Origin of the sequence: Streptococcus sp. Marseille-P6264 (assembly GCF_902460355.1) — a bacterium.
Classification (GTDB): Bacteria; Bacillota; Bacilli; order Lactobacillales; family Streptococcaceae; genus Streptococcus.
In genome coordinates, this window is record NZ_CABPTO010000003.1 from 1 (window position 1) to 17,593 (window position 17,593).

General features: G+C 44.2%; 17 protein-coding genes. 15 read left to right on the forward strand and 2 right to left on the reverse strand.

Annotated features, from left to right (window positions below; all coding sequences use genetic code 11):
• From FZ941_RS04885 to FZ941_RS04920, 7 genes are all read left to right on the forward strand, one after another.
• Positions 1 to 2,731: LPXTG cell wall anchor domain-containing protein (locus FZ941_RS04885; RefSeq protein WP_148887056.1), on the forward strand; the 2,731-nt coding region annotated here is incomplete at its 5' end.
• A gap of 396 nt (positions 2,732 to 3,127) precedes the next feature.
• Positions 3,128 to 4,759 (forward strand): Na/Pi cotransporter family protein, encoded by a 1,632-nt coding sequence (locus tag FZ941_RS04890; RefSeq protein WP_148887057.1) that lies wholly within the window; start codon positions 3,128 to 3,130, stop codon positions 4,757 to 4,759.
• Positions 4,760 to 5,060: 301 nt separating this feature from the next.
• The gene (nagA, locus tag FZ941_RS04900; RefSeq protein ID WP_148887058.1) at positions 5,061 to 6,227 is read left to right on the forward strand and encodes an N-acetylglucosamine-6-phosphate deacetylase; all 1,167 of its coding nucleotides are present in this window, start codon (positions 5,061 to 5,063) and stop codon (positions 6,225 to 6,227) included.
• Positions 6,228 to 6,444: 217 nt separating this feature from the next.
• Positions 6,445 to 6,633 (forward strand): hypothetical protein, encoded by a 189-nt coding sequence (locus FZ941_RS04905; protein WP_005591029.1) that lies wholly within the window; start codon positions 6,445 to 6,447, stop codon positions 6,631 to 6,633.
• Between the two features lie 11 nt (positions 6,634 to 6,644).
• The gene (locus tag FZ941_RS04910) at positions 6,645 to 7,490 is read left to right on the forward strand and encodes an aldo/keto reductase (protein WP_148887059.1); all 846 of its coding nucleotides are present in this window, start codon (positions 6,645 to 6,647) and stop codon (positions 7,488 to 7,490) included.
• 537 nt (positions 7,491 to 8,027) lie between these two features.
• A complete protein-coding gene (locus FZ941_RS04915) occupies positions 8,028 to 8,393 on the forward strand; it encodes a type II toxin-antitoxin system RelE/ParE family toxin (protein WP_148887060.1) in 366 nt (121 codons plus the stop codon).
• Positions 8,383 to 8,676: a helix-turn-helix domain-containing protein gene (locus FZ941_RS04920; RefSeq protein ID WP_148887061.1), complete on the forward strand. Its 294-nt coding sequence runs from the start codon at positions 8,383 to 8,385 to the stop codon at positions 8,674 to 8,676. The genes FZ941_RS04915 and FZ941_RS04920 overlap by 11 nt, the downstream gene beginning before the upstream one ends.
• Before the next feature lie 170 nt (positions 8,677 to 8,846).
• Here FZ941_RS04920 and lctO read toward each other — a convergent pair whose 3' ends face one another.
• Entirely contained in the window at positions 8,847 to 9,983 is a 1,137-nt protein-coding gene (gene lctO, locus FZ941_RS04925; RefSeq protein WP_148887062.1) for an L-lactate oxidase, read from the reverse strand.
• A gap of 217 nt (positions 9,984 to 10,200) precedes the next feature.
• On the opposite strand from lctO, the gene FZ941_RS04930 reads away from it, so the two are divergent.
• From FZ941_RS04930 to FZ941_RS04945, 4 genes are read left to right on the forward strand one after another with little or no spacing between them, the layout of a single operon-like run.
• The gene (locus tag FZ941_RS04930; RefSeq protein ID WP_148887063.1) at positions 10,201 to 10,881 is read left to right on the forward strand and encodes an amino acid ABC transporter permease; all 681 of its coding nucleotides are present in this window, start codon (positions 10,201 to 10,203) and stop codon (positions 10,879 to 10,881) included.
• Positions 10,841 to 11,518: an amino acid ABC transporter permease gene (locus FZ941_RS04935; protein WP_005592385.1), complete on the forward strand. Its 678-nt coding sequence runs from the start codon at positions 10,841 to 10,843 to the stop codon at positions 11,516 to 11,518. Before FZ941_RS04930 ends, FZ941_RS04935 begins: the two co-directional genes overlap by 41 nt.
• Positions 11,519 to 12,277 (forward strand): amino acid ABC transporter ATP-binding protein, encoded by a 759-nt coding sequence (locus FZ941_RS04940; protein WP_005591017.1) that lies wholly within the window; start codon positions 11,519 to 11,521, stop codon positions 12,275 to 12,277.
• An 11-nt stretch (positions 12,278 to 12,288) separates the two neighbouring features.
• A complete protein-coding gene (locus tag FZ941_RS04945; RefSeq protein ID WP_125372023.1) occupies positions 12,289 to 13,155 on the forward strand; it encodes a cysteine ABC transporter substrate-binding protein in 867 nt (288 codons plus the stop codon).
• Positions 13,156 to 13,274: 119 nt separating this feature from the next.
• On the opposite strand, the gene FZ941_RS04950 is transcribed toward FZ941_RS04945, so the two are convergent.
• Positions 13,275 to 14,087 (reverse strand): Cof-type HAD-IIB family hydrolase, encoded by an 813-nt coding sequence (locus tag FZ941_RS04950; RefSeq protein WP_148887064.1) that lies wholly within the window; start codon positions 14,085 to 14,087, stop codon positions 13,275 to 13,277.
• A gap of 162 nt (positions 14,088 to 14,249) precedes the next feature.
• Here FZ941_RS04950 and FZ941_RS04955 point away from each other — a divergent pair, with 162 nt between their 5' ends.
• The 4 genes from FZ941_RS04955 (at position 14,250) to FZ941_RS04975 (ending at position 17,590) form a co-directional block, all read left to right on the forward strand.
• Positions 14,250 to 14,852 (forward strand): DUF1361 domain-containing protein, encoded by a 603-nt coding sequence (locus tag FZ941_RS04955; protein WP_148887065.1) that lies wholly within the window; start codon positions 14,250 to 14,252, stop codon positions 14,850 to 14,852.
• A 164-nt stretch (positions 14,853 to 15,016) separates the two neighbouring features.
• On the forward strand, positions 15,017 to 16,438 hold the full coding sequence (locus FZ941_RS04960; protein ID WP_148887066.1) for an NCS2 family permease: 1,422 nt from the start codon (positions 15,017 to 15,019) through the stop codon (positions 16,436 to 16,438).
• Positions 16,439 to 16,635: 197 nt separating this feature from the next.
• Complete coding sequence (gene tsaE, locus FZ941_RS04970; RefSeq protein ID WP_015605349.1) at positions 16,636 to 17,076, forward strand: tRNA (adenosine(37)-N6)-threonylcarbamoyltransferase complex ATPase subunit type 1 TsaE; 441 nt, start codon at positions 16,636 to 16,638, stop codon at positions 17,074 to 17,076.
• Positions 17,069 to 17,590: a GNAT family N-acetyltransferase gene (locus tag FZ941_RS04975; RefSeq protein WP_148887067.1), complete on the forward strand. Its 522-nt coding sequence runs from the start codon at positions 17,069 to 17,071 to the stop codon at positions 17,588 to 17,590. Before tsaE ends, FZ941_RS04975 begins: the two co-directional genes overlap by 8 nt.
• Positions 17,591 to 17,593: the final 3 nt, after the last annotated feature.

The window sequence follows — 17,593 nt, forward strand, 5'->3', positions numbered from 1 at the left end:
AACAAGTGCAAGCACATCTGCGTCAGTGAGCACAAGCCAATCTGTCTCAGTAAGTGCGAGCACCTCTGCGTCAGTGAGCGCAAGCCAATCTGTCTCAGTAAGTGCAAGTGCTTCAGCATCCGTAAGCCTGAGTCAATCCGTTTCAGCAAGTGAATCAGCTTCAGCCTCATTGAGCACCAGCCAGTCAGTTTCAACAAGTGAATCAGCTTCAACGTCATTGAGCTTGAGCCAGTCAGTCTCAGTAAGTGCCAGTGCTTCAGCTTTGTTGAGCTTGAGTCAATCGGCTTCAACAAGTGCAAGTGCTTCAGCATCATTGAGCTTGAGCCAGTCAGTTTCAACAAGTGAATCAGCTTCAACCTCAATGAGCGCAAGCCAGTCTGTATCAGTAAGTGCCAGTGCTTCAGCGTCAATGAGCTTGAGTCAATCAGTCTCAACAAGTGAATCAGCTTCAACGTCATTGAGCGGTAGCCAGTCAGTCTCAGTGAGTGCAAGTGCCTCAGCATCAGTAAGCCTGAGTCAATCCGTTTCAGCAAGTGAATCAGCTTCAACCTCATTGAGCACCAGCCAGTCAGTTTCAACAAGTGAATCAGCTTCAACGTCATTGAGCTTGAGCCAGTCAGTCTCAGTAAGTGCCAGTGCTTCAGCTTCGTTGAGTTTGAGTCAATCTGTCTCAGTGAGCAACAGTGCCTCAGCGTCACTGAGCTTGAGTCAATCTGTCTCATTAAGCGCAAGTGCCTCAGCATCAGTAAGTCTGAGCCAGTCAGTTTCAACAAGCGAGTCTGCTTCAGCGTCAATGAGCGCAAGCCAGTCAGTCTCAGTAAGTGCAAGTGCTTCAGCATCAGTAAGCTTGAGCCAGTCAGTCTCAGCAAGTGCCTCAGCTTCGTTGAGCTTGAGTCAATCAGTTTCAACAAGTGCAAGTGCCTCAACCTCATTGAGCTTGAGCCAGTCTGTATCAGCAAGCACAAGCGCTTCAGCATCATTGAGCTTGAGCCAGTCTGTCTCAACAAGTGAGTCAGCTTCAGCGTCAATGAGCTTGAGCCAATCAGTTTCAACAAGCGAGTCAGCTTCAGCGTCAATGAGCTTGAGCCAGTCCGTTTCAGCAAGTGCAAGTGCTTCAGCATCAGTAAGCTTGAGCCAGTCAGTCTCAGCAAGTGCCTCAGCTTCAACGTCATTGAGCACCAGCCAGTCTGTATCAGTAAGCACAAGTGCCTCAGCGTCAATGAGCTTGAGCCAGTCAGTCTCAGCAAGTGCCTCAGCTTCAACCTCATTGAGCACCAGCCAGTCTGTATCAGCAAGCGTAAGTGCTTCAGCATCAGTAAGCTTGAGCCAGTCAGTCTCAGCAAGTGCCTCAGCTTCAGCGTCATTGAGCCTGAGTCAATCAGTTTCAACAAGTGCAAGTGCCTCAGCTTCATTGAGCGCAAGCCAGTCTGTCTCAACAAGCGAGTCAGCTTCAGCGTCAATGAGCTTGAGTCAATCAGTTTCAGCAAGCGTAAGTGCCTCAGCGTCAATGAGCTTGAATCAATCAGTTTCAACAAGCACTAGCCTGAGCACAAGTCTAAGTGCCTCAATTAGTGCTTCAGATTCAGCAAGCACAAGTCTAAGTGCCTCAATTAGCGCTTCTGATTCAGCAAGCACAAGTTTGAGTACGAGTCTCAGTGCCTCACTCAGCGCGTCAGACTCAGCAAGCACAAGCCTGAGCACGAGCCTCAGTGCCTCAATTAGCGCTTCAGATTCAGCAAGCACCAGCTTGAGTACGAGCCTCAGTGCCTCAATTAGTGCCTCAGATTCAACAAGCACCAGCCTGAGCACGAGCCTCAGTGCCTCACTCAGTGCGTCAGATTCAGCAAGCGTAAGTGTAAGTACATCTACATCGCTTAGTGATAGCCTTTCAAGTAGCTTGAGTACTAGTCTAAGTGCTTCAATCTCAGCAAGCGAGAGCGCATCGTCTTCTGTAAGCAGTAGTCAATCCGTCTCAGCGAACGAGAGCACTTCAGTGTCATTGAGCGCTAGTGCGTCAGCTCTTGCAAGTGAAAATGATTTGGCATCACTGAGCGTAAGCGAATCTCTATCATCAAGCGCAAGCTTAAGCACCAGCGTATCGGCTTCAGTCAGTGCGTCAGATTCAGCAAGCGTAAGTGTAAGTACCTCTACATCACTTAGCAATAGCCTTTCAAGCAGCTTGAGTACAAGTATGTCACAGGAGTCAAACTCATTCAGCTATAGTAAGGGTGATCCAACCAGCGAGTCTAAGCCAGAGTTTAACTTGCCAAGCTACCTAGCATCTGTAAGTGCAAGTACTTCAGCTTCTGTAAGTGATAGTCAGTCTATCTCTATTTCATTGAGTACAAGTGCAAGCATTTCAGGATCAATCAGTGCCAGTCATGCTATTGCTGACGATTCACTTTCAGCAAGTGCTTACTTGAGCATGAGTGTCTCTGCTTCATTGAGCACATCCGCAAGTGTGTCACTGAGTGATAGCGCAAGCATCTCTACTAGTCTGTTTGAAAGTGCATCTGTATCTAGTGCTACAAATCATTCTCAAGCACCTAAGCCACAGCCTGCACAACCAGAAAAAGTTAAGGTTACTCCAAATGCTAAAGCTTTACCAAATACAGGAACTGCCAATAATCCATTAGCAGCTCTTGGATTGGGAATAGCAACTTGGGCATCAGCCTTTCTCAAGAACAAAAAGAAGAAAGAATCCGCATCTGATGTCAATTTGGAAGACTAATCTTAAAACCTAGCTAAAATGATACCAGCACTTTAGCGATGGAACGTAAATCCCAGATAGCCTATGGCTATCTGGGATTTTTGCTCTTTGCATGTATAGAATGTGAGTTATGCTGAGATAAAAGATAAACTGGGCAATTTAGATGTTTTGAGCCTGATCCTAGAAAGCGGTGAATGAAGCTAAATATTTTGAAATTTAGCTCTTCCTGCTTGTCTTTTATTGTGGTGAGAGGGCCTTGCCGCCTGTTCTAGTTTGCTCTTGAGTATGAAGAAAATAAAAGTTTTAAAATTAGCAAAAATAATTCGATTCTTTTTCAGAAAAGGCTTGTGAGATTAGGCTGGATGTTTTAAAATAGTATAGGAGATTATCCGCTATTTATTTTTCGGAGGAAAAGAAATGTCCATTAATTGGCAAGAAATTATATTTAGCTTTTTAGGAGGCTTGGGGCTGTTCCTATACAGTATTCGTATGATGGGAGACGGCTTGCAGCAGGCAGCGGGAGACCGTCTGCGCTATTTCATTGATAAATACACAAGCAATCCTTTTTTAGGTGTGCTAGTTGGGATTGGAATGACAGCCCTGATCCAGTCTAGTTCAGGTGTGACAGTGATCACAGTTGGTCTGGTGAGTGCGGGGCTGTTGACCCTGCGTCAGGCTATCGGGATTGTCATGGGGGCCAATATTGGTACGACCGTGACTTCCTTCATCATTGGTTTTAAGTTGGGTGATTACGCCCTGCCCTTGCTCTTTGTCGGTGCGGTTTGCCTCTTTTTCACAAAGAATCGCTCAGTGAACAATGTCGGGCGCATCCTCTTTGGTGTCGGCGGGATCTTTTTTGCCCTCAATCTCATGAGCGGAGCCATGGAGCCTCTCAAAGACTTGCAAGTCTTTCGAGACTATATGGTTCAGCTGAGCAAAAATCCAGTCTTAGGTGTCTTTGTCGGAACGGGCTTGACCCTGCTCATTCAAGCATCTTCGGCGACCATTGGGATTCTGCAAAATCTCTATGCCAGTAATCTCATTGATCTACAAGGAGCTTTACCAGTCCTCTTTGGTGACAATATCGGAACGACGATTACAGCGATCATTGCTTCCTTGGGGGCTAATATCGCAGCCAAGCGTGTCGCTGGAGCCCATGTGGCCTTTAACGTTGTGGGAACAGTCATCTGTATGATCTTCCTGCTACCTTTCACATCACTGATTCAGTGGTTTCAGACAGCCTTGCATTTGTCACCAGAAATGACGATTGCCTTTGCCCATGGAACCTTTAATATTACCAATACCATTATCCAGTTTCCTTTTATCGGCCTCTTAGCTTATTTGGTTACCAAGCTGATTCCGGGTGAAGATGAAACTGTTAAATACGAATCTCTCTACCTTGATACGATCTTGATTGACCAAGCGCCATCATTGGCTTTGGGAAATGCTAAAAAGGAACTCCTTCACTTGGGTGGCTACGCGGCTAAATCTTTCGAATTGGCCTATGATTATATTATTAACTACGAAGAAAAATCAGCTGAGAAGGGCCATAAGACTGAGGAAGCCATCAATGCCATTGATGATGAATTGACTCGCTACCTGATTGTCCTATCTGGTCAGCAGCTCAATCCAAAAGAGAGTGAAGTCTTGACCAGCATTCTGGACTCTAGTCGTGATTTGGAGAGAATCGGTGACCACTCAGAAGCTTTGCTGAATTTGACAGACTACTTGCACCGTAAGAAAGTGGAATTTTCACCAGCTGCCTTAGCAGAGTTGGAAAACATTTATCAACTGACCTTGGACTTTATCAAAGAAGCTTTGACTTCTGTGGAAACAAATGATGTGGAATTGGCCAACACTTTAGAAGCCAAGCATGCAGCTATTGACAAGCTAGAACGCAGCTTGCGCAAGACTCACATTGCCCGTCTCAACAAGGGAGAATGTACACCTCAGGCTGGGGTCAACTTCATCGATATTATTTCCCACTATACCAGAGTTGCTGACCACGCCATGAATTTGGCTGAGAAAGTACAGATGGAACAAATTTAAAACAGAAAGAGGCTGGGACAAAAGTCCTAGCCTCTCAATTGTCTTTGGATTGTCGAGCAAGGCGCAGTGGTTGAGTGGGCTCTACTACGCTGATTTCATCAGCTTTTACAGTCCTACTCAACTGTGCGGAGGTGGAACGACGAAATCGAATTCTAACGAATTACCGATTTCTGTTCCACTCTCTTTTCTTGATTTAAATAATATAATAAATTTTTTCAAAAAAGAGGTATAGACCATTTACAAATAAAATAGAAAGCGTTATAATAGAGTCAATAGAAATAGAACAAGGGGAGGCAGTCAGATGCCTAAATATATAAAAGCCGATCAGTTCTTCTATCCTCAAGGAATTCGCAAGGGTGGATTTTTGGAAGTGATTGATGGAAAATTTGGAAAATTAGTACAGGAAGTCCCTGCGGATGCGGAAGTGGTGGATTACACAGGCTACTCTGTCGCACCGGGTCTGGTGGATACCCATATCCATGGTTTTGGTGGGGTCGATGTCATGGACAATAACATCGAAGGTACCCTTCATACCATGAGCGAAGGACTTTTGACGACTGGGGTGACCAGTTTCCTGCCGACCACGCTGACATCATCTTACGAGCAACTCCTAGCTGTGACAGAAAATATCGGTGCGCGCTATCAAGAAGCAAGTGGTGCTAAGATTCGTGGTCTATACTTTGAAGGGCCTTACTTCACTGAAAAGTACAAGGGTGCCCAAAACCCAGCCTACATGAAGGATCCTCGTATGGATGAATTTCGTGCTTGGAAAAAGGCAGCCAATGGTCTGTTAAATAAGATTGCTTTGGCACCTGAGCGTGAGGGCGTGGAAGAATTTGTCCGCACCATCACTGATGAAGGTGTGACAGTTGCTCTGGGGCACTCTGATGCGACCTATGATGAAGCTAAGGCGGCAGTAGAAGCAGGAGCTAGTGTCTGGGTGCATGCCTACAATGGTATGCGAGGCTTGACCCACCGGGAGCTAGGCATGGTTGGAGCTATGTACGAGTTGCCCCACACCTATGCAGAGCTGATTTGTGATGGTCACCATGTAGATCCCAAGGCCTGTGATATTTTGCTCAAGCAAAAGGGCCATGAACATGTAGCCCTCATCACAGACTGTATGACTGCAGGTGGGCTGGAAGACGGCGACTATATGCTGGGGGAATTTCCAGTGGTGGTAGCCAATGGCACAGCTCGTCTCAAATCGACTGGCAACTTGGCAGGATCTATCTTACAGCTCAAGGATGGTCTGAAAAATGTGGTTGAGTGGGGTATTGCTAACCCTCATCAAGCAGTCATGATGGCCAGTCTTATCCCAGCAAAATCCGTCCACATCGACGATGTCTGTGGCCAGATCAAGGAAGGCTACGATGCTGACTTTATCGTTCTGGACAAGGATTTGGAGCTGGTTGCTACTTATCTGGATGGCGAAAAGCGCTTTGAAGCTGCCTCCAGTGTTCTTTAATTGAGTCTCCTTATATTTTTAGAAAGGATGGGGTAACCTGTCCTTTTTAATGTGGAGTTACTGACTTTTCCCTAGGATTTGCTAGAGGGACTTAGGCAAAGCTAGAATGGTTGGCGCAATTAAAAAGTCTCTGAGATATTTTTCTTAACAGATGGTAGGGCTTTCTCAATGAAAGAGAAGATGTTATAATAGGGTTATCACAGACGAGGAGGACAGGATGAAAAAGATTGATTATAAATTTATGGGAATGGGCTTGGTGTTCCTCTTCTTTGGACTGCTACTGCATCGTTTCTTGATATTTATTGCTGGGCTGGCCTTTATCATTTACAGCTTTTTCAGCCGAGGTATGGCTCCAACCAAGGAAAATATCTTTAAGCCAAAATTAGCCAAAAGAAAGAAAAAATAAGGAGAACAGATATGAAAAATTATACACTTAACAATGGCGTCAAGATCCCAGTCTTGGGCTTTGGTACTTGGAAGGCTCAGGACGGAGAAGAGGCTTATCAGGCAGTCTTGGCTGCCCTTAAGGCTGGCTATCGCCACATTGATACAGCAGCTATCTATAAGAATGAAGAGAGTGTCGGTCGGGCAATTAAAGACAGCGGCATTCCGCGTGAGGAGCTCTTCATCACCACCAAGCTCTGGAATAGCAAGCATACTTATGAAGAGGCCATGGCAGCCTTTGACAGCTCTATGGAGCGGTTGGGGTTGGATTATCTGGATCTCTACCTTATCCACTGGCCAAATCCTAAGCCTTTACGAGAAGATGGAGCTTGGCAAAAGCGCAATGCAGAAGTTTGGCGGGCTATGGAAGACCTTTATCAAGCTGGTAAGATCCGAGCGATCGGCGTCAGCAATTTCCTGCCTCACCACCTAGAGGCTCTGCTGGAAACAGCGCGCATCATTCCGGCTGTCAATCAAATCCGCCTAGCGCCAGGTGTCTATCAGACAGAGGCGGTGGACTTCTGCCGTGCCCATGATATCCTACTTGAAGCTTGGGGACCATTTGGCCAGGGCGAACTCTTTCAAAATCCAGCTGTGCAGGCGATAGCAGATAAGTATGGCAAGACCATTGCCCAAATTGCTCTAGCTTGGAGCTTACAAGAAGGCTTCCTGCCCCTGCCTAAATCAGTCACTCCAAGTCGGATTGCTAGCAATCTGGATTGCTTTGACATCGAACTGAGTCCAGCTGACCTGGAAATTCTCAAAAATATCAGTGGTTTGGAAGGCGGAGCACCTAATCCAGATGGAGTGGATTTTTAATCGATAGACGGACATCTTTTTAATTGAAATCAAGCTACTTGATATCTTAGTTATTAGTCTTTAATGAAGTTTTATAGTGACCTAGGCCTCGAACCCTCTTTTCATTTCTATTTATAAGACCCAACGCCCCTCGCTTATTTGTCGTCAAAAACAAGTGCTAGATGAGGGTCTCTCAAGAGACTATAGTTTCTTGAAAAGAAGAATTAGTTTTATAGGTTCTTTTGAAGATTCTAAGGGTATTGCTATTGCAGTTATACCGAATCGGAAGTTATGATTTTTTATCATAGGTTTAAAACAAAAGTATTGATAAAATATGGTTATAAAGCATAGTTGTCTATTTCGCTAACCTTGCTAATCTTATTAGTTCTCACAAAGATAAAAACTGTCCTCATTGGCACCAATAAGGGCGCTATTTTCGAATCATATAAATGAGTCCCTTTTGAATATTTCAAAAGGGGCTTATCAGTATTTGATAACTTAAAAGTATTTACTTTCAATAGCTTTTGAGTTATAATAAATTCAAAAAGAGGATGCTTTGTGCACACTATTTATTTTTATAAAGATAAACATGGGAATCAACCAGTTTTGGACTATATGAAGGAGCTGGCTAGACTCAACAGCAAGGATAGCCGGATTAAACTCAACAAGCTCAATGACTATATCGAGCTCTTGAGTCAACAGGGAACTCGTGCTGGTGAGCCCTACATCAAGCATCTAGAGGCAGAGATTTGGGAATTACGACCATTACGGGATCGGATTTTGTTTGTGGCTTGGATAGATGGAAGCTTTGTCTTGCTGCACCACTTTGTCAAAAAGACGCAGAAGACACCTAGACGGGAGATTGAGAAGGCCAAACGAGAGTTGCAAGATTTGAAAGAAAGAGGGCTAAAAGATGAGGAATAGTGCCATCGGTAGTAATTGGAAAGAAGTGAGAGCAGAGCTTTTCACCAAGGAAGAAATCCTAGAAAGTGATCTGCGAGTAGCGATTATGACAGAGCTGATCGAGGCCAGACATGAAAAAGGCATTAGTCAAAAGAAGCTTGAAGAACTCAGTGGGGTCAGTCAACCTGTCATCGCTCGAATGGAGACAGGAAAGACCAACCCTCAATTGGATACGGTATTGAAAGTATTAGCAAGCCTTGGCAAGACCCTAGTCGTCGTCCCACTAGAGCAAGAAAAGGTCTAATAGAAAGTAAGAAATAAATATTAGAGAAACAAGTCAAACTTACCAGAAGGTTTGACCAATCCCTGTCATAGAGCCAACTTAGATGCATTCTGATAAATAACCACACCCCAATCGTTAGATTTTAAGTCTAACTTTTGGGGTGTGGTTTTTATTTTAATCTGTTTTATTTATCAATACAATTTCAAATCACGAGGGTCAACTGGGAAGGTTGGGTTGTATGGGTTGTGACGTAGTTTGAAGTGTTTGACATCTTCGATGGTTTGAGTTCCAGATAGTTGCATGACGGTTTTTAATTCGGCATTTAGGTGCTCAAAGACTTGGCGAACACCGACGCTACCACCAAGGGCTAGGCCATAAATAACAGGGCGACCAATAGCTACCAAGTCTGCTCCTGAAGCCAAGGCTTTAAAGACGTGCTGACCGCGACGAACACCAGAGTCAAAGACAATTGGTACACGTTTATCAACTGCTTCAGCGACTTCTTGAAGCGAGTCAAAGGCAGCTGGTCCACCGTCGATTTGGCGGCCACCGTGGTTGGTTACCCAGATACCAGAAGCTCCTGCAGCAAGCGAACGTTCAACGTCCTCACGGCATTGAGGGCCTTTGACATACACAGGCAGACCTGAGTATTCGGCGATAAATTCTACATCTCGTGGCGACAAGCGTTGCTTAGCTGATTTGTAGACAAAGTCCATGGACTTACCAGCACCTTCTGGTAAGTATTCTTCAACGATAGGCATGCCAACTGGGAAGACAAAACCATTACGCTTATCAACTTCACGATTGCCACCTACAGTCGCATCCGCAGTTAAGACAATGGCTGTGTAGCCTTCTGCCTTGACACGATCCATGATATGGCGGTTAATCCCATCATCTTTACTGAAGTAAAATTGGAACCAGTGCGGTGTCCCTTGAAGGGCTTGAGAAATTTCTGGAAGATCAACTGTAGAGTAGGAGCTGGTTGTATAAAGAGAGCCAAACTCGTGTACACCACGCGCAGTAGCCACTTCCCCTTGCTCATTTGCTAATTTATGGGCTGCGACAGGCGCCATGATGATTGGTGAAGATAGTTTTTCTCCAGCAAATTCAATCTCAGTGCTTGGATTTTCCACATCACAGAGTGTATGAGGAACAATGAGTTTATGATTAAAAGCTCGAATGTTCTCGCGTAAAGTGAACGTGTCCTCAGCTCCACTCGCGATGTAGCCAAAAGCAGCTTTAGGAATGACTTGCTGCGCCATGGGCTCCAGATCATAGGTATTAATAAAATCCACAGGTCCTTCGGCATTACTTGTTTTGTATGACATAAAATGTCCTCCTTGATAAAAGTAAACGTTTACTTTTTTGATTTACAGGAACATCTTAACTCTTTTTCATGTCATTTTCAAAAATTTTGTCTGGAAGTTTCAGATTGTAGTTGGCATGATAAATATTTTCTATCATTGTGATAGAAAATACATATTATCCAAACATGTCTTTTAGTGCTACAATAGCTGTATTATTCCTTGATGGGAGGTTCTCTTTTTGGATTGGTCCATTGTTGAACAATATCTACCCTTATATCAAAAGGCATTTTTTCTAACCCTGCATATCGCAGTTTGGGGCATTTTAGGAGCTTTTCTAGTTGGTTTACTTGTTAGTATCATCCGATATTATCGCATCCCTGTTTTGGCACAGCTAGCCACAGCTTATATTGAATTGTCTCGAAATACGCCTCTTTTGATTCAACTCTTCTTTCTCTACTTCGGGCTTCCCCGAATAGGGATTGTCCTTTCCTCGGAGGTCTGTGCAACGCTGGGGCTCATCTTCTTAGGTGGGTCTTATATGGCGGAATCCTTCCGAAGCGGGCTAGAAGCAGTTAGTCAAACTCAGCATGAGATTGGCTTAGCTATTGGTCTGACACCACTGCAGGTCTTTCGTTACGTGGTTCTTCCACAAGCCGCAGCAGTTGCTCTGCCGTCCTTCAGTGCTAATGTGATTTTCCTAATCAAGGAAACCTCTGTCTTTTCGGTAGTTGCCCTAGCTGACCTCATGTATGTCGCCAAGGACTTGATCGGACTTTACTATGAGACAGACATTGCACTGGCTATGTTGGTAGTGGCCTATCTTATCATGCTCCTACCTATATCGTTGCTTTTTAGTTGGATAGAAAGGAGGCTCCGCCATGCAGGATTCGGGAATACAAGTACTCTTTCAGGGAAATAATCTCCTGCGGATTTTACAGGGATTGGGAGTCACGATTGGTATTTCCATCCTCTCTGTCCTCTTGTCTATGATTTTCGGTACGGTCATGGGAATCATCATGACCTCTCATTCTAGAGTCGTTCGCTTCCTGACACGCTTTTATCTAGAATTTATCCGCATCATGCCCCAACTGGTGTTGCTCTTCATTGTTTATTTCGGCTTAGCTCGAAACTTTAATATCAATATATCGGGAGAAACTTCCGCTGTTATCGTTTTTACCCTCTGGGGAACGGCTGAGATGGGAGATTTGGTTCGTGGAGCCATCACTTCCCTTCCTAAACATCAGTTTGAAAGCGGACAGGCGCTGGGCTTAACGAATTTCCAACTTTACTACCACATCATCATTCCACAGGTCTTGAGAAGACTACTTCCGCAGGCCATCAATCTCGTCACTCGGATGATCAAAACGACTTCTCTGGTTGTTTTGATTGGAGTCGTTGAAGTTACAAAGGTGGGACAGCAAATCATCGATAGCAATCGTTTGACCATTCCAACAGCATCCTTTTGGATTTACGGCACCATACTGGTTCTGTATTTCGCAGTTTGCTTCCCTATTTCCAAATTATCCACTCACTTAGAAAAACACTGGAGGAACTAAATGTCTGATACCATATTAGAAATCAAGGATCTAAAAAAATCCTTCGGAGACAATCCCATCCTCCAAGGACTTTCCCTAGAAATCAAAAAAGGGGAAGTAGTGGTTATTCTAGGACCATCTGGTTGTGGGAAAAGCACCCTCCTTCGCTGTCTCAATGGCTTGGAAACCATTCAGGGTGGAGATATTCTTCTGGATGGCCAGTCCATTATTGGAAACCAGAAAGACTTTCACTTGGTTCGTCAAAAGATTGGCATGGTCTTTCAAAGTTACGAACTCTTTCCCCATCTGGACGTTTTGCAGAACCTTATCTTAGGTCCTATCAAAGCACAAGGACGGGATAAGAAAGAAGTGACGGAAGAAGCCCTACAATTATTGGAACGCGTCGGACTGCTCGATAAAAAACACAGTTTCGCTCGCCAATTATCTGGTGGTCAGAAACAACGGGTTGCCATTGTCCGTGCCCTGCTCATGCATCCAGAAATTATCCTCTTTGACGAGGTGACGGCTTCGCTTGATCCAGAAATGGTGCGTGAGGTCCTCGAACTCATCAACGACCTAGCTCAAGAAGGTCGTACCATGATCTTGGTGACCCACGAAATGCAGTTTGCTCAAGCCATTGCGGACCGGATTATCTTCCTCGACCAAGGGAAGATTGCCGAAGAAGGAACGGCTCAGTCCTTCTTTACCAATCCACAAACCAAACGAGCACAAGAATTTTTAAACGTTTTTGACTTTAGCCAGTTTGGCTCATATTTATAAAGGAGATTCTTATGAAACTACTCAAACCCCTCTTAACTCTTTTTGCACTTGCCTTTGCCCTTATCTTTGTCACAGCTTGTGGCTCAGGCGGAAATGCTACTTCCTCATCTGGCAAAACTACTGCCAAAGCTCGCACTATTGAGGAAATCAAAAAAAGTGGTGAACTTCGAATTGCTGTATTTGGAGATAAGAAACCTTTTGGTTATGTAGACAACGACGGTTCTTACCAAGGTTATGACATCGAACTGGGAAATCAGCTGGCTAAAGACCTCGGCGTCAAAGTAAAATACGTCTCTGTTGATGCTGCCAACCGTGCGGAATACTTGATTTCTAACAAGGTGGACATCACCCTTGCTAACTTTACCGTCACAGACGAACGTAAGAAACAAGTTGACTTTGCCCTTCCCTATATGAAGGTTTCACTGGGTGTTGTGTCTCCTAAGAAAGGTGTCATCACAGATGTTAAACAGCTTGAAGGCAAGACCTTGATTGTAACCAAAGGAACTACCGCTGAAACATACTTTGAGAAAAATCATCCAGAAGTCAAACTTCAAAAATATGACCAATACAGTGATGCCTACCAAGCTCTTTTGGATGGACGTGGAGATGCCTTCTCGACTGACAATACTGAAGTTCTAGCTTGGGCTCTTGAAAATAAAGGATATGAAGTGGGAATTACTTCGCTTGGTGACCCAGATACTATCGCGCCAGCAGTCCAAAAAGGAAACAAAGAGTTGCTTGATTTCATCAATAAAGACATTGAAAAATTGGGCAAGGAAAACTTCTTCCACAAAGCTTATGAAAAGACTCTTCACCCAACCTACGGTGATGCTGCAAAAGCAGATGACCTCGTTGTTGAAGGTGGAAAAGTAGAATAGAAGCGTTGGTTAAGTAGAAAAATTTACCTTAAAAAATGAACCGCATCTCAACAGTTAGACAGAAAAAGTCTGACTGTCGAGATGCGGTTCAAATTATATTTGTTTGATTTATTTGATTTCTACAAGTAGAGCTCAGTTAGTTTATGGGCTACACCGTCTTGGTCATTAGTGAGTTCAAGCTGTTGGTCGGCATAAGGCAGCAGGGTTTCGCTGGCGTTTTTCATGGCATAGCCTGTTCCTGCAAATTCCAGCATTTCGGTATCATTGTGCTCGTCACCAAAAGCAATCAGGTCTTTACGATCGGCATTGAGGATATTGAGCAGGTACTGGAGGGCGAAGGCCTTGTTGACACCTTTAGGGCCGCACTCTAGAATATTGAGTGGGCCGCCCCAAGTATTTATGGAGAGTTCGTGCTGGTAAAAGGCATTCATCTCTTCAGCCAGAGCGTATTTGTCCGTGGCATGTGTTTGCAGCAAAATGGCATTTGGATTTTTGGTCACCAGCTGCGCTTGAAATTGATTTTCTGGCTTAAAGTTATCAATGCCAAAGAGCTTAGGATCTGCGATTTCTTCGTTCGTATTTGTGATATAGAATTTCTTGCGGTATTCACCAGCGATGAAGTCAGCCTCGATTTCTTCTTTTCGTTGGACCATATCCAGCAAGAAAGACTTGTCTACGGTCAAGGATTGCTCAAATTCCCACTTTTTCTCAGGGATATGGGTCAAAGATCCGTTGAAGTTTATCATGGGGGTATTCAGCTCTAATTCCTTATAGAAGTCCAGAGCCATGCGATAAGGACGGCCAGTAGTGATGATGACCTTGTGTCCTTTCGCCGATATTTTTTTGATGGTTTCTTTGGTAAAATCAGACAGCTTACTCTCAGAATTGAGCAAGGTTCCGTCCAAATCTACAGCAATAATTTTTTTTGTCATTCTTTTTCCTCGTATAGTCTCGCTAAGTATCGTAAAGTCTATTATAACAGAATTAAGAATAAATGCCACAAGTTGTGGTATAATGTTTCCTCAATAGCTAAAACGAGTTAGGTCGTTTGATGTCTATGAGTGAAGAGAATGGAGTAAAGGGGGAAATCTTGTATGCGTAAACCAATTTTGATTCATATTTTTTTCCTACTCATTGCATTTGTCGTGTATATTCAGGGGATTACGACCCAAGGACCAGACTTGATCTGGAATATGATTCTGGCCTTGATTGCCTATGACGCTGCCATCTTGACGACGATATTTAAGAAGCAGAAGTGGCTTTATCCACTTTTGTTGGTGGTTTGGCTGGCCTTTTATCCTAATACTTTTTATATGCTGACGGACTTGGTGCACATGACTTGGGTGGGAGATACCCTGTGGAACCCTGTCAGCATGCGTCTATTTATGGCTTTCGTGCCGAGCATTCTATTTGGCGTCTACTGCGGGATTGAAAGCTGGAATATTTTGCGTGAGCGCTGGAAGTTGACTTGGTGGCTGGATATGCTTGCGGTTGCGGCTCTGTCTTATCTGTCGAGTCTGGCCATTTATATCGGCCGTTATGACCGACTCAACTCTTGGGATCTGGTGACGCGGCCTCAGCTAGTTGTCCAAAAGCTACTGGAAACCTTTCAGAAGGATCGTCTAGTATTTATCCTTGGATTTACCTTTATCCAAATCATGACTCTGCTCTTTTTAAGCAGAGAAAATAAAAAATAAGACGCTTTAAAGTATTTTTTGGAGCAATGGGCTTGAAAAAGTGAATGTTTTTGAGTATAATCATAGTATTGTTCGTAAATAACGAATAAGCAGCGCTGTTTTAAAGAAAATCAGGAGTTCTCTTTTAATCAGTTGCCATAAAACAATTTAGGAGATTATCTATAATGGATAAATTATTTAAACTCAAAGAGCACGGTACGGATGTTCGTACGGAAGTTCTCGCTGGGTTAACAACTTTCTTTGCTATGAGCTACATCCTCTTTGTCAATCCAGCCATGCTGTCGCAAACGGGTATGCCGGCTCAAGGTGTCTTTCTGGCTACGATCATCGGTTCCGTTGCTGGAACGCTCATGATGGCCTTTTATGCCAACCTCCCTTACGCACAGGCGCCAGGTATGGGGCTCAATGCCTTCTTTACTTTCACGGTTGTCTTTAGTTTGGGTTACACTTGGCAAGAAGCTTTGGGCATGGTCTTCATCTGTGGTCTAATCTCGCTCTTTATCACTTTGACCAAGATTCGGAAGGCTATTATCGAGTCTATTCCATCAGCTCTGCGTTCAGCTATTTCTGCTGGTATCGGTGTCTTTCTAGCTTATGTAGGGATTAAAAATGCCGGATTGTTGAAGTTCTCAATCGATCCAGGCAACTATGTAGTAGCTGGTAAGGGAGCTGACCAAGCCAAAGCTGCTATTACAGCAAACTCAGCTGCAACTCCAGGACTGGTTGATTTCAATAATCCAGCAGTTTTACTTGCCTTGCTGGGTCTAGCAATCACGATTTTCTTTGTTATCAAGGGTATCAAGGGTGGCATTATCTTGTCCATCTTCGCGACGACAGTCGTAGCGATTGCTGTTGGTTTGGTGAATCTATCTGCTATTGACTTTGGTAAAAACAATCTGTCAACAGCTCTGAAAGAACTTGGACAAGTTTTTGGGGTGGCAGTTGGACCAGAAGGTTTGGGAGCTCTCTTTGCTGATACGGCTCGTCTACCTCAGACATTTATGGCTATCCTAGCCTTCTCTCTGACGGATATTTTTGACACCATCGGTACCTTGATCGGAACGGGTGAAAAAGTGGGTATCGTAGCGACTTCTGGTGAAAACCATGAGTCAGAAGGTTTGGACAAGGCTTTGTACTCTGACTTGATCGGTACAACTATCGGTGCGATTGCCGGAACATCTAACGTTACTACTTATGTAGAGTCTGCAGCTGGTATCGGAGCTGGCGGACGGACCGGTTTGACAGCCTTGGTTGTAGCGGTCTGCTTTGCGGTATCTAGCTTCTTTAGCCCGCTGTTGGCCATCGTTCCGACAGCAGCAACTGCGCCAATTTTGATTGTCGTAGGGATCATGATGCTGAGCAGCTTGAAAAATATACAGTGGGATGATATGGCAGAAGCTATTCCAGCTTTCTTTACCTCCATCTTCATGGGCTTCACTTACAGCATCACAAACGGGATTGCAGCAGGCTTTATCATGTATGCTCTTGTGAAAGTTATCAAAGGTCAAGCTAAGGATGTGCATCCGATGATTTGGATCTTAAATCTACTCTTCATCCTTAACTTTATCAGCCTAGCTTTATCTTAAGAACACTAAGAAGTTGGAATCTTCCAGCTTCTTTTTTGCAGGAAAAATTTAGGAAAAGTCCTAGTTTACTTCTAAATAAAAGCGAGTAACCTGCTTTGATTGGAGGATTTGGAGGGCTCATCTAATTTTTTTCAAACATTTTGCTCTCTCTATTAGAAAATTGAGCGCAAACGCAAATCTTCTGGTATAATAAAAGAATGTTTAGTCATAATGAAGAAGAATTAATCAACTGGGGCCAGCGTCTCGGCAGCTTGCTTCAGGAGCAAGATGTTTTGGTTTTGACAGGAGACTTGGGTGCGGGTAAGACGACCTTTACCAAGGGCTTGGCTCAAGGTCTGGGCATCAAGCAGATGATCAAAAGTCCGACCTATACCATTGTTCGCGAGTATGAAGGACGTTTGCCACTTTATCACTTAGATGTCTATCGGATTGGTGAAGATCCAGACTCGATTGACTTGGATGATTTTCTCTTTGGTGAGGGAGTTACGGTCATCGAGTGGGGAGAATTGCTAGGTGAAAGTTTACCAGATGATTATCTGAAGCTGACTCTTCTGAAGAAAGAAGACGGCCGCGAGCTAGTTTTTGAAAGTCAGGGGCGCCGTTCTCAGGAACTACTGGAGGAATTGCTGCATGGCTGAGTTTGAATTGGCCTTGCGGGAGGCGGAAAAGACGGATGCTGCTGACTTGATTCGCTTCCTAAATCAAGTCGGATCTGAGTCGGACTACATGACCTTGGATGAGGCGGGGATTTTGATGGATGAAGAGCAGATGGCTCAGTTTATTCAGCGCCAAGCTGAGTCGGATAATCAGCTTTATCTCTTGGCCTTACTTGATAATGAAATCGCTGGGATTGTCAGTATCACAGCGGATTTTCATGAGCGGATTCGCCACATTGGGCAAGTCTTTATCGTTGTCAAAAAAGCCTTTTGGAATAAAGGCCTCGGTCGTATCCTGCTAGAAGAGGCTGTGGATTGGGCAGAGAATGGGAGCAGTCTCCGCCGTTTGGAGTTGACTGTTCAGGTCAGAAATGAACGAGCTGTTCATCTCTATAAAGAATTAGGATTTGAAATCGAAGGCCTGCAAAAAAGAGGGGCCTATTTAAGAGAAGGGATATTTCTGGATGTTTACCTGATGGGAAAACTGATAGATTGATGA